General features: G+C 36.7%; 13 protein-coding genes. 1 reads left to right on the top strand and 12 read right to left on the bottom strand.

Going from position 1 to position 12969, the window contains the following annotated elements:
• Nucleotides 1-152: 152 nt before the first annotated feature.
• The 12 genes from DOK81_RS05120 to map all read right to left on the bottom strand — a co-directional run bounded on the left by DOK81_RS05120 (nt 153) and on the right by map (nt 12320).
• Nucleotides 153-1415, bottom strand: a complete 1263-nt coding sequence (locus tag DOK81_RS05120; RefSeq protein ID WP_206909056.1) for an EpaQ family protein — start codon at nt 1413-1415, stop codon at nt 153-155.
• Nucleotides 1416-1467: 52 nt separating this feature from the next.
• Nucleotides 1468-3468, bottom strand: coding sequence for a hypothetical protein (locus DOK81_RS05115; protein ID WP_206909054.1), 2001 nt, complete (start codon nt 3466-3468; stop codon nt 1468-1470).
• 45 nt (nt 3469-3513) lie between these two features.
• Complete coding sequence (gene rfbD, locus DOK81_RS05110) at nt 3514-4365, bottom strand: dTDP-4-dehydrorhamnose reductase (protein ID WP_206909052.1); 852 nt, start codon at nt 4363-4365, stop codon at nt 3514-3516.
• A 78-nt stretch (nt 4366-4443) separates the two neighbouring features.
• Nucleotides 4444-5472 carry a dTDP-glucose 4,6-dehydratase gene (gene rfbB, locus DOK81_RS05105; protein ID WP_206909049.1) on the bottom strand — a complete coding sequence of 343 codons (1029 nt, stop codon included), beginning with the start codon at nt 5470-5472 and terminating at the stop codon, nt 4444-4446.
• A gap of 22 nt (nt 5473-5494) precedes the next feature.
• The gene (gene rfbC, locus DOK81_RS05100) at nt 5495-6067 is read right to left on the bottom strand and encodes a dTDP-4-dehydrorhamnose 3,5-epimerase (protein ID WP_206909047.1); all 573 of its coding nucleotides are present in this window, start codon (nt 6065-6067) and stop codon (nt 5495-5497) included.
• 13 nt (nt 6068-6080) lie between these two features.
• Nucleotides 6081-6947 carry a glucose-1-phosphate thymidylyltransferase RfbA gene (gene rfbA / locus DOK81_RS05095; protein WP_206909046.1) on the bottom strand — a complete coding sequence of 289 codons (867 nt, stop codon included), beginning with the start codon at nt 6945-6947 and terminating at the stop codon, nt 6081-6083.
• Nucleotides 6948-7042: 95 nt separating this feature from the next.
• Complete coding sequence (locus tag DOK81_RS05090) at nt 7043-7756, bottom strand: glycosyltransferase family 2 protein (RefSeq protein ID WP_206909044.1); 714 nt, start codon at nt 7754-7756, stop codon at nt 7043-7045.
• Between the two features lie 4 nt (nt 7757-7760).
• Nucleotides 7761-8588, bottom strand: a complete 828-nt coding sequence (locus DOK81_RS05085) for a glycosyltransferase (protein ID WP_206909042.1) — start codon at nt 8586-8588, stop codon at nt 7761-7763.
• On the bottom strand, nt 8588-9388 hold the full coding sequence (locus DOK81_RS05080; RefSeq protein ID WP_206909040.1) for a glycosyltransferase: 801 nt from the start codon (nt 9386-9388) through the stop codon (nt 8588-8590). The genes DOK81_RS05085 and DOK81_RS05080 overlap by 1 nt, the downstream gene beginning before the upstream one ends.
• On the bottom strand, nt 9389-10519 hold the full coding sequence (locus DOK81_RS05075; protein ID WP_206909038.1) for an MraY family glycosyltransferase: 1131 nt from the start codon (nt 10517-10519) through the stop codon (nt 9389-9391). It lies immediately after the preceding gene.
• A gap of 89 nt (nt 10520-10608) precedes the next feature.
• Complete coding sequence (locus DOK81_RS05070; RefSeq protein WP_206909036.1) at nt 10609-11532, bottom strand: YihY/virulence factor BrkB family protein; 924 nt, start codon at nt 11530-11532, stop codon at nt 10609-10611.
• Between the two features lie 23 nt (nt 11533-11555).
• Nucleotides 11556-12320: a type I methionyl aminopeptidase gene (gene map / locus DOK81_RS05065; RefSeq protein WP_206909034.1), complete on the bottom strand. Its 765-nt coding sequence runs from the start codon at nt 12318-12320 to the stop codon at nt 11556-11558.
• 163 nt (nt 12321-12483) lie between these two features.
• Here map and DOK81_RS05060 point away from each other — a divergent pair, with 163 nt between their 5' ends.
• Complete coding sequence (locus DOK81_RS05060; RefSeq protein WP_206909033.1) at nt 12484-12933, top strand: flavodoxin; 450 nt, start codon at nt 12484-12486, stop codon at nt 12931-12933.
• Nucleotides 12934-12969: the final 36 nt, after the last annotated feature.

Raw genomic sequence — 12969 nt, 5'->3', positions numbered from 1 at the left:
TCTATTAAGTAACAAATACTCGAACGTTACTATTCTACAAAAGATAGTTTCTAATTGCAATAAAGCGAGGTATCACTCTATCTCTGATACATAATTATTTTTATAAAAAAGAGGGTGAAACAAAACTGTTTCACCCTCTTTTTGATTACTTATCAATGATGATACTTGCTCATCCGTGAATATTCATTATGATTTTCTTCCGGATGTTCCACTGCTTCATCCGTTATTTCCAATTCATCAGGTACTTGCTGAATTTCTGTCGGCTGGTCAAAACGATGAACGCTCATTCCTAGTAAAAGATAAATAATCGGAAGCCAAGCAAAGGATGTCAACGTATCTTCCATAAAAGATTGTGTCATTATACCAAAGAAAGCCCAAATAAAGGTCAATTGTCCATTTGTTAAATCACCTTTTAATGTTCTTCGGCCAATAAAAATCAGTAACAAAGTAACCACGATGGCTAATCCAATCACTCCATAAAGATTTAAGAGAGAATTATAACTATTATGGTTACCCAAAATTTGGTTTGCTCGTTTCGTATAGAAAAAAGGCTTCATTCCTACCAATACTTGTTGCGTTTTAGTAGCTAAAGTTTGATAAAACTCTGCCCAAATTTCTTCTCTTCCGGTAAAAAGATTCACTTCTTTTGAAGCTGCTGCAAAATATGAAAGTGGCAAAGCAAATACTGCGGTCACCGTATAAATGATGAATGGCGCACGAGTCACTCGCATAAATGATTTAGGTAGCAAGTTCAAAAGAACAAAAACAATCAATGCAACTAACGCACCTCTTGATTGACAAACCCAAATCGTAGCGAACGCTGCAACGACCGCTAGCACACTTAACAATCGAATATACCACTTTTCAAATGAACTAGCAAAACCACTAACCAAGAAAGCGAGCGTCATCACTGATGCACCTATCGTGTTAGTATTGATCCAAATATCAGAAAGCTTATTCCCTGGCGACCAGATACTTTGTCCTTCTCGAACCGGAATTTCTGTAAAAACACGATAAACCGTCACTGTTAAAATGAACGAAAAGAACAATAAGAAAACAGCTCGGTCTATTTTCCCAAATTCAATCCATTTTAGCGACAATACAAAAGCAATAATCAACGGTATCATCATATCCGTGTAAAACGAAGCACTTCGCGCGTCTCTGAAATATGAAAAGAAGAAAAAGAAGAAAAATCCTATCCCTATAAAGAGAAAATCAATTCCTCTTGCTTTGTAAACATTTAGTAAAAACAAAACGGCTATGCCGCCCAAAATTAATTGCGAACTATTTTCATATAAAAATAGTGCAGTGTTGTTGCTTAGTCCAACGGTCCATATGAAATACAATGAGCCTACTAATAGGAGAAGCCAAGCAACACTCATCTCATTGATCATTTTTCGCAGGATTCTTTGCATTTCTCCACTCTCCTGTACTAGCTTATCTCTTTTGTTTAATTGCATAACTTTGTTATTGCTGACTAATGACTTGTCCATTCACCGGATAATCTACTTCGAATATTCGATAGCCATCATTGTCCGGACCATATAATTGAGTAAATTGAGCCTGATTTAATTCATTGTAGTCTGCTAAAGGTCGCTTGCTCACAACATAACGTATGCCAAATTTTTCGGCATCAGCAAAATTCAACGTCACAGAGAACATATCTGGCCGATCAAGAATGAACGTTGTATCTTCTTTCGCGATAAATGCACGCGTGTGGGCATAACGATTATAGTATTTCTCATAGGTTCCATCAGGATCAATGATTTCCCATGCTTTCATATCTGGATAAAATCGAACCGTATTGAATGATTTTACTCCTAATGTTGGCGTAAAGTTGTATAGTTCATCTTCAGATAGCCACAATTGATCTGGATTTTCATCATTAATTTTTTGAATTTCTTTTGCTAAAGTTTTTTCAAAAATGGCACCCGTTCCTTCAACAATCGGATTGACAAAAAAGCCAGAAGCTATAATTAATGCCGTGAATGAAACATAAAATAATTGTCTTTGACGAAACAAAGCAAATCCTAGCAACAATGTACCTAGTACAACGATCCCTGCAATTTCAATCTCTGAAAAATAATTAATCATTCTAGAAGTGAAAATTGCCACAGCAAACGTTCCAGCGTTAACAACTAATAAAACAACTTTATACCAAGTTGGAATAACATCTTCTCGCCAAACATAAGCAATGAACCAAATGGTTAACAAACAAGCTGCAAAACCAAACGTCGTAAATGCTCGTGATGCTGGAACATAGGAAAGAAGCGTAATTTCAGCTAATCCTTTCGGCAAGCCAATCGTAATCCAAAAAATCGCGAATAGACAAAAAATCATCAATATTCGCCCTAATAATTTCTCCTCACTATTTTTCTTACCAAATAATACAAATGGACTAGCTAAAAGAACTGTTGGAAAGAAATGATAGAAAAAGGCCACTTCTGAATTGTTTGAAAAAGTAATATCTTTAAATGGAATCTTCCAGTTAGTCAAAAAATAAAAGAATTTGCCAAAGGTGAATTTTCCCCCGGTACTGATTCGTTTCCCTGGATACAAGGTTTCTAGTGAAGCCATCAAGGCATCCTTCGAAACGAGCCAAAAATGAACCATGATTCCACCGATGATCGCAATCGCCCCGACAATCAATACAGCATCCAACAAATCCCAAACAATTTTTTTCCTGAAATGGATTAGTAAACCAATAAAATAAAAGACGAGCAAATAACCCAACATTACTTGATGCGCTGGGTAAATGACTAGAATAAATCCTAAGCCAAAAATAACCACCAGTAACATCATCAGGGTTCGCAGCCCTTTGCGATCATGTTGATAGAAGTAGTGATAAAAAGCCACCATCAGACCAATCGTGAAGAAAATCAGATCCCCTACATGTTGCATGAACCACCATTGAACAGCCGGAGCAAAAGTTAGTGCAAGCGAACCAATCAATGATAATCCCTTTCGTTTTTTAGTGATGATCATCAATAATTCAAAAGATAGCAAGAGCATACCGACGATTTTCATTCCCCAATACCAGGATAGCCCTCGATCACGTCCTAGGAAAAAAAATCCCCAGTTAAATGGTTTACCGATAACCGTGATATCTTTCACCGGTGAATTATAAGCAATAATCATATTTTGACCATTTAAGGAATAATCATCATTAACTACAGGATAATCATTTTCTGCTTGCGAAAGATAAAATGGTGTCTGTACCAGCCATTCATCTGAACGAACCTCACGATCTTTGCCAAACAAAACATCTGTTTCTTTTCCATCATCTCGTTGCGAAACGTATTTATCCCACATGCCAATTGAGCTACCATTTAAATTAAGTGTGACAACTATGATGATTGCCAGTAAGCCAAACAAATAGCGGAGCCGAAGTAATGAGTCAAAAATTGTCTGAGGTGCATGACTTGTTTTATGATTACCATGTCGTACACTTCGTGTTTGTTTTTCCATAAAATTCCCCAATTTCTCTTTTGTTTCTCAAATGGCAGAAATAAATTATGCTTTTGCGTTTTCAGCAGCAAGTAGCATCTGCGCCAAAGCTTCTTGCCAAGTTGGAATAGAAAAACCTAAACTTTCTGCTTTTTCTAAACTCATCACAGCATACTGTGGCCGTAAGGCTTTTTGTGGGAATTCTGCTGATGTAACTGGTGCCACTTCTACATCAGAATTTTTTAAAATTTCTTTTGCGAATTCATACCAAGAACAACTATTTTCATTTGATAGTTGATAAATGCCATAAGGTGCTTTTTCATTGATAACATACACCATGAATTCAGCTAAGGTACGTGTCCATGTTGGACGACCAAATTGATCGTTAACGATTGTCAAACGGTCATGTGTCTCTGCCAGACGTTGCATAGTAAACACAAAATTATGGCCATAAATACCGAACACCCAAGAAGTCCGAATAATATAGTAATCTTCCAAGATTTCTTGAACAGCCTGTTCACCTAAAAGTTTTGTGCGACCGTACTCATTTAATGGATTTGTTTCATCATCCACTTGATATTCTTCATCTTTTTTCTTTCCATCAAATACATAATCCGTACTGATGTAAACAAGCTTCGCATGAACAGCTTTGGCAGCGAGAGCAACATTTCGTGTACCATCGACGTTGATTTTTTCATCTAATTCTTTGCCCTCATCTTCTGCTTTATCAACTGCAGTATAGGCTGCACAATGAAAAATCACATCCGGTTTTAATTCCGTAATATATTCCATTGTTCCTTTTTCATCTGTAATATCTAATTCCTTGGCATCTGTCGAAACATAAGGCAGATTTTTTTCATCTAGTAGATGGCGCAATTCTGTACCTAATTGACCATTTCCTCCAGTTAATAAAAACATTATTATCGCTCCTTTAATTTTGTTTGAAAAAAGAGACAGGCTAGCGCCTGCCTCACACTTTTATCTCATCAATAATTATTATTGACCATTTTGGGCGTATGCTGCTTCAACGGCTTCTTTTTCTTTTTTCCACCAATCTTCATGTTCTTCATACCACTTGATTGTGTCAGCTAATCCATCACGGAAATTCGTAAATTCTGGCTTCCAGCCAAGTTCTTCACGTAATTTTGTTGAATCAATAGCATAACGTAAATCATGGCCTGCACGGTCTTTCACATGATCATAGGCGTCTTTTGGTTGACCCATCATCTCTAAAATCAATTCCATTACTGTTTTATTATCTTCTTCGCCGTCGGCACCAATCAAATAAGTTTCACCAATTCTACCTTTTGTCAAAACCAACCACACAGCAGAAGAATGATCATTTGTATGAATCCAGTCACGAACGTTCTTTCCATCACCGTATAATTTAGGACGAATGCCACTTAAAACATTTGTGATTTGGCGTGGAATAAATTTTTCGATATGTTGATAAGGACCATAGTTATTTGAACAGTTAGAAATAGTTGCACGTAAACCAAATGAACGTACCCATGCTCTAACTAATAAATCAGAACCTGCTTTAGTTGAAGAATAAGGACTTGAAGGGTTATAAGGTGTTTCAGCCGTAAATTTTTCTCCTGGACCCTCACCATGACCTGGAAGATCTTCAACTAATGGTAAATCACCATAAACTTCATCTGTGGACACATGGTGATAACGTACATCATATTTCCGACAAGCTTCTAATAATGTATACGTACCAATAATGTTTGTTTGAACAAATGGAAATGGATCTTTAAGTGAATTGTCGTTATGCGATTCAGCTGCATAATGAACAACTGCATCTGCTTCTTTAACTAAACGATCAACTAATGGTGCATCCGCAATATCGCCCACTACAAGTTCTACCCGATCACTTGGTAATCCCGCCAAATTTTCTTTGTTTCCTGCATAAGTTAGTTTGTCTAAAACAGTTACATGGACTTCCGGATGGTTCTGTACGATATAATGTACAAAATTGGAACCAATAAATCCGGCACCACCTGTTACAATGATATTTTTCATTAAAATGGTTCTCCTTTAAAGTTTAAATTTCGCCATAAACGAATGGATTTTCTGCTTCAAACTCTTTTAACGTTGGATGATTATGATCTTTTTCTGACATGATTGCTTTACTGATGTCAATTGGCCATTCAATAGCTAAATCAGGATCATCAAAAGCGATCCCGCCATCTGCAGCAGCATCATAATAGTTGTCACATTTGTAAAGGAAGTTAACATTTGGCGTCAAAGTGACGAATCCGTGTGCATATCCTTTAGGAACAAGTAATTGACGATGATTATGTTCAGATAAAATAAATCCATCCCATTGACCATAAGTTGGACTACCCTTACGAATGTCAACAACTACATCTAGTACTGCTCCAGTGACTACACGAATCAATTTTGTTTGTGCAGATTTACCTTTTTGGAAGTGTAAGCCTCGTAACACCCCGGCTTCTGCAGATAAAGAGTGATTATCTTGAACAAAGTCATAAGTCAAACCATGTTCTTCAAATTTTGCTTTTGAATAGCTTTCAGTAAAAAAACCACGGTGATCACCAAAAACATCCATTTCGATAATCTTGACATCTGTTAATTTTGTATCAGTTACTTTCATTTTGTCAGACTCCCTATTCAGCGGCCAAAGCTAATAAATATTGACCGTATTGATTTTTTTTCAATGGTTGCGCTAATGCAAGCAATTGTTCTTTCGTAATGTAACCCATACGATAAGCAATTTCTTCTAAACAAGCTACTTTTAAATTTTGACGTTTCTCAATTGTTTCAATAAAAGTTGAAGCTTCAAGCAGAGATTCATGTGTGCCTGTATCTAACCAAGCAAATCCGCGCCCCATCAATTCAACAGATAAATTTCCTTTTTCTAAATATGCTTTATTGACATCCGTGATTTCTAATTCTCCACGTTCAGATGGCTTGATGTCTTTTGCAATTGAGATGACATCGTTATCGTAGAAATAAAGACCTGTAACAGCATAGTTTGATTTTGGTTGAGCCGGTTTTTCCTCGATGGATAAAGCATTCATGTTCTCATCAAATTCAACCACACCAAAACGTTCAGGGTCATTTACGTGATACCCGAACACAGTTGCGCCACTTTCTTTTGCTGCAGCGCGTTGCAACATTTTAGATAGACCGCCACCGTAGTAAATATTGTCACCTAAAACTAAGCAGACACTGTCATCACCAATAAATTCTTCACCAATGATAAAAGCTTGTGCTAAACCATCAGGACTTTCTTGAACAGCATACTCAATATGGATTCCCAAGTCATGGCCGTCCCCAAATAGTTCTTCGAAACGAGGTGTATCTTGTGGTGTTGAAATAATCAAGATCTCTTTGATTCCAGCCAACATCAAAGTTGACATTGGATAGTAAATCATTGGTTTGTCGTAAATCGGCATCAACTGTTTTGAAGTTGCCTTTGTCAATGGGTACAAGCGTGTTCCGCTTCCCCCTGCAAGAATAATTCCCTTCATGGCTTTTAAGCGCTCCTTTTTTCAAATTTCACTTTGTTATTATCTCATCAATCTAGAGATTTGTCATGAGCTATTTAGCATTTAATACTTTTTTATTAAACTTGGCGTCGACGCCACTTTCTTTTTAAATAGGATACTAATAGGTGGTATCGCCATGTCAATTTTTGTTGAAAATTAGAATGTGTTTGAATTTCGCTCGCATTCAAGTCGTGACGCCGATATAACGTTAACGGTTCACGGATAAATCCAACCTGATTTCCACCCAATAAACCAATCCACATGTCATGCATAGGCACATCTTCTGGAATGGGTAAGATTTTTGGCTTCAGGTTTGAACGAAAAGCCATACCAGCTCCAATGTAATGACTACGAATAAAATTATTCAACCATCCTTCTTTCGAATGACGATAAGTAAAATAGGAAGGATAAATCGTTTCGAGATTCTCATCCACGATCACCAAGTCCGAAACGACAACTTGTCTTTCCGGATGAGCTGCAAAATCAGCCGTTATCCTTTTTACCTTGTTGTCTAACCAAACATCATCTTGATCAGCCAAAAAAATGATTTCACCATTTGCTTTTTCAATAGCATGGGAAAAATTTTGAATCAGTCCACGTTGAGGTCCCTTTAATAGTTTGATACGTGAATCTTGTTGTGCATATTCCATCAAAATATTCCAAGTGTTGTCAACTGATCCATCATCAGAAATAACTAGCTCATCTGTTGTAGAAAGCTGTCGTAGAATGCTATTTAATTGTTCTCTAAGATATCTTTCGCCATTAAATGTGGCCATGCAAACAGATCGCAAAAATTTACACCTTCCCCATCTCAACATAAGCGCGTAAAGTTAAACGCCAAATTTTTCGATTTTTCACTGTCAAAAATTGTTTAACGCTTCTCAAAAGTAATTGTTTACGATGCTTTTTCCAGTGAATCCGATCATACTCACGATAAAATTTTGTTTCAGCAGCTAAAATCGACTCATATCTGGTTGTCGACACTTTTTCATAATTGAGCACAGATAAGTCATGCTCCAAACGAATAGGCAACACTTCAATTTTTTTGTGCAGCTGATGAACTTTCCAAAAAAACCAATGATCTAAAAAATCTAAAGAAAAAGCAGGATCAAACCCGCCAATTGTTTGTAAAAATGAAATTGAAAAAACTGTTCCCGAATTGATTGCCATCACTCGCTGCTCCGTCATCCCTACCTCAGAAACTGCTTGATAGGTACGATTAACATACTGATCAGCATAGACAGGTGAGATTTGCTTTCCTTGATCAAAGATCATCGGTACAGCGACAACGCAGTCATCTGAAAATTCAAGCTGACGAACTCGTTCTAAATAACTTTCATTTAAAACAGTGTCTTGATCCAATGTAATCAGTTGCTGAACCGTGGGGAGAGCTTGCGACAGTGCATAATTGTAGGCCGCCGCCAATCCCGGATTTTGCGCGTCATGATAATAATTCACTAACCTATTTTCAAACAATAAATGATATTGCTCTGTTAGACTGTTATCAAAAATAACGAGTTGGATTTTTTGATCCACCACAGCTTGTGATAACAGAGCAAAAGAAGGTGTTTTTTCTATTGATTGCTGATACAATACAACAACAACTAAACTAGTTGGCTTCATTAGAAGAAACTCCACCCCCACTTATGGAAAAATTTTGCCATGGAAGACATGAAAATTCGAAATAATTTAAAGTTACGATGTGCGCCTTTCCCATATAAATGAACGACTGAATGAGTTGGGGTATACAGCAATTTGTATCCAGCTTGTTCAAACTTCAAACACAAATCATTGTCCTCAAAGTACATAAAGTAGCGAGAATCAAAACCTGCGACCTCAGTAAACTTTTCTGTATCGATTACCATAAAACTCCCTGATATCATTCGAACATAACTATTTTTATCAAGTGGAAGATCACGACACTCAAACTTAGCCAAGCGTTTATCAAACATTTTTTTCACCCATTTAAAAGGAATGAATCGCAACATATAATCAAAAACGTCTAGGTGTTCACGAATCAAATATTGAGCAGAACCATCCTCATTTAAAATCTTAGGGGCTAGCATCGCGCATTCGGGATGTTCCATTAGTAATTCAACAACTTCCACGATTGTTTGCTCGTCTACCAAAATATCAGGATTAAAAATAACTGCATAACGATAGTTACTATTCAATAAGTTTTGATTATGTCCATAACCAAATCCACTGTTTTCCTGATGGAAGTTAATGTGTAGATATGGATATTGTAAATACTCCTTCAATTTCGCCTGATATTCAGGTAAGGAATTATTATCAAAAATAACGATCTCAATTGCTGGTTTTTCACCAATCGTTGCAATCAAGGTATCTAATGTACGAAAAATCTTCTGACTATTTGCGGTCACTATACTGATTAGGACCGGCTGTTCTAATTTTTTATTCATCTAATGATGGTCCCATTTCTTCAAATATTTCTGCAGTACTTGCGTACGATATTCTTTATTTCCCAAAAATCGTAAAGTTTTCAAAATAAATTGGTGCTTTTCACCAATCAATCCAATTAACTCCAGTAACAAAATAATCGCAAATAACATTACCAGTACCAGAACAATTGTCCCGACTTGACCAGCATAATTCATGATCATTGCTGTGAAAGAAAACATTAACGCCATCGCATAAATCGCCAAGACTGCTCCTTTGTGTGTGAAGCCTAGACTCAACAAGCGGTGATGCAAATGTTTTTTATCCGCAGTCGAAAAAGATACCCGATTTGCTTTTCGACGAACGATTGCAAAAAAAGTATCCGTCACTGGAACACCTAAAACAATCAATAAAGAAATTGATGAAACAAACGTTACATTTTTTAACCCTTGTAAAGATAAAACAGCCAACATAAACCCTAAAAATAATGCACCCGTATCCCCCAAATAAATCTTGGCGGGATAAAAATTATACGGAAAGAAGCCGATGATGCTTGCTACTAAACAGAAAATAACGATAGGAATGTACACAGTGGATGAGTGAAGAAAGAAATACCCAATGATTCCAATTGTAATCAATCCAATCAGTGATACTCCTGCAGCTAAACCGTCCAATCCATCAATCAAATTCACCGCATTTGTGATACCGAAAATCCAAAAAATCGTTACTGGAAAGCTTAACCATCCTAGTTCAAAATGACCAAAAAAGGGTAAAGTGAACGAATCGATGTGAATATCTGCTAGAAAGTAGATGACAAGTGAGGCTAGTAAAATTCCGATGCTTTTTTGCTTCGGCGTTAGCTCGAAGCGATCATCTAGCACTCCTGTAATAATAATGATCAACGCTGCTAACAAAATAGGTACAATATAAAATCTTGGAATAATATCATGAAACAAAATCAACGTTGAAATAACAAAAGATATGAAAATCGGCAACCCTCCCGCACTTGGCATCGGTACTTTATTGATTCTTCGCGCGTTCGGTTTATCAACCATTCCTGTTTGGACGGAAATTATTTTAAATATCGGTGTTAAAATCAACGATAATACTATCGTTAGGAAAAATCTAACGACCATACTAAACGAAACAAGCATCTGGACACCTACTTTAACTTGAGAGTTTTCCCGTTATTATAAAACACTATCATTAGTTTACAATAAGTCGAGTAAAAGAACGTAAAATTTTACGCTTTTTTATTAGAAATTTTATTTTTTATTTTTTCAACCCAACGATTGAGTGGTCCTTTTCGACGTATTGCCTGACTGCCCAATACATATTCTTGGACCACAGCGTTGATGATTCCACCAAGAATGACAATGGTTGCAGCAAAATTCAACCACAGCATCAAAACGATGAAACTTCCGATAATTTGATACCCGCTGACGCGTGAAGCAAAGTATTTCGCATAAATTCCAAAAACTTGCGACAACAACATCCAGCCCACTGTAGCAAAGATCGTCCCTGGCAAAATCGTTTTTAATTTCAATTGAGCATTTGGCACGATCAAGTAAATCAAGAACAAAATAACGAATAAAGCAACTAATGTGACAGGCCACTTCAACGCTTGAAACTGATCGATCAACTGTAGTGGAAACTGAAAAATCGGTTGAATTGCTTCCAGAATCAGGTTACCTAATCCTAAGACAATGGTCACTCCACCTATTGCGACCATAAATAAGACAATAACAACTAATGAAACAAGGCGGACAATCAAAAAATTCTTTCGATTGTCCACACCATAGGCTTTATTCATTGCAATTTGTAATGCATTGATACTTTGACTTGCTGACCAAAGTGCAGCTAAAGCAGAAATTGAAAGCAAGCTGCCAGAACTTTCAGTCAGCAGATCTTTGACTGCAGGGCCAATAAATTGGTAAATCGTTTCAGGCATAACCTCTCGAACATAAGTTAACACTGTATTTGGATCAATATTCAAAAAAGGCAATACATTGCCAAATGCAATAATCAGCGGAAACAACGATAACAATAAATAATAAGCAACAACAACAGAAGTTGTCCCAATTTCAGAATCATTCATTCGATTTTGAGTTGTTTCGATAAATCGCATCAATTCCTTATTTTCTTTAATTTTCTGCCAAATCCCCATTTACTTCCCCTATACTCTTATTATTAGTATGTGCCTTCTTCACCTTGTGAAGTTAAAATTTTCGGACCCTCTTTCGTAATAGCTAAAGTATGTTCATATTGACAAGATAGCCCGCCATCACGTGTATACGCAGTCCAACCATTTGGATCCATTTTCATCTTCCAAGTTCCCGTATTGACCATTGGTTCAATTGTAATAACCATGCCTTCTTTCAATCGAAGACCTTTGCCTGCTTCACCATAATGAGGGACAGCTGGCTCTTCATGAATAGTTGGGCCAACACCATGGCCGATAAAATCGCGTACGACAGATAAGTTTTCAGATTCAACGTAAGTTTGGATTGCATGACCAATATCTCCAATGCGATTGCCAACTTTCGCTTGTTCAATCCCAAGATACAATGCTTTTTTCGTTACTTCCATTAAACGATCGATTTCGGGTGTTGATTCCCCAACAACATAAGCCCAACAAGAATCAGAAATGCCACCTTTTAAATCGATACACATATCGACTTTAACTAAATCACCGCTTTTTAGCGGTTTTTTCCGAGGAAATCCATGACAAATTTCATCGTTGATACTAATACAAGTTGCATATTCATAACCTTCAAAACCGATTTGGGCAGCAATTCCGCCATGACTTTCAATATAATTTCTGACAAAAACTTCAATGTCCCAGCTTGTAACACCAGGTTTGATAAAGTTGCGTAAGTTTTTATGCACGTCTGCCAATAAGGCGCCAGACTCTGCCATTGTTTCAATTTCACGTGCTGATTTTAATGTGATCATTCTCTCGTCTCCTTTTTACAAATCGTTCTCATTTTACCATAGTTATCAACGTTTAGCCAAATTGCAGTAATCATTTTATCGAGTTCCATTTCCTTTTTTTATCATCGTTTGGTATAATTCTTACGTATTAAGTTAAAATCGTTGATAAATTAGGAGGCAAATCATGGCTTTAGCAAAAATCGTTTATGCTAGCATGACCGGCAATACGGAAGAAATTGCTGATATTGTAGCAGAAGCTTTTGAAAATTTAGATATTGATGTAGAAATTAATGAATGTACACAAGTCGATGCAGATGAATTTGAAGATGCAGACATTTGTGTTGTCGCAACCTATACATATGGTGATGGTGAACTACCAGATGAGATCGTTGATTTTTATGAAGATTTAGAAGATGTTGATCTTGAAGGAAAAGTTTATGGTGTTTGTGGTTCTGGTGATACATTCTATGATGAATTTTGTAAATCCGTCGATGACTTTGATGCTGTCTTTGCCAAAACAGGCGCAACAAAAGGGGCAGAAAATGTTAAAGTTGACTTGAATGCCGAAGAAGAAGACATTGAAAATCTTGAAGCCTTTGCTAAAACACTTGTAGCTAAAGCTGATTCACTCTAGATGCTTCATTTAAACAAAATTAAAAACCGCTAAAAA

It is taken from the genome of Enterococcus sp. DIV0660C, assembly GCF_017316125.1.
Taxonomy (GTDB): domain Bacteria; phylum Bacillota; class Bacilli; order Lactobacillales; family Enterococcaceae; genus Enterococcus_B.
Note: the sequence above shows the minus strand (reverse complement) of the source record. Positions and strands in the feature narration are given on the sequence as shown.